Genomic DNA, 220 nt, shown 5'->3' with positions numbered 1-220 from the left:
GCTCCTATAGATTTAACAGCAACAGATAACTGTGCTGGTGATGTCGTGGCAACTCCTGTTGACTCAACTGATAGTTCTGATCCTTGTAACGTAGTCGTTACGCGTACTTGGACATTTACTGATAGTTGTAACAATACTAGTTCGGTATCGCAAACTATTACGGTAACGGATACTATTGCTCCTGTTATAAATACTGAAGCTTCAAATATAGATATCGAAT

At 38.6% G+C, this 220-nt stretch carries 1 protein-coding gene; it reads left to right on the top strand.

From position 1 onward, the window contains the following. Nucleotides 1–220: HYR-like domain-containing protein (locus OS191_RS00180; RefSeq protein ID WP_267153689.1), on the top strand; the 220-nt coding region annotated here is incomplete at both ends.

This window comes from Xanthomarina sp. F2636L, assembly GCF_026410195.1.
In the GTDB taxonomy this organism is placed as follows: Bacteria; Bacteroidota; Bacteroidia; order Flavobacteriales; family Flavobacteriaceae; genus Xanthomarina.
This window is presented reverse-complemented; position numbering and strand designations above follow the sequence as displayed.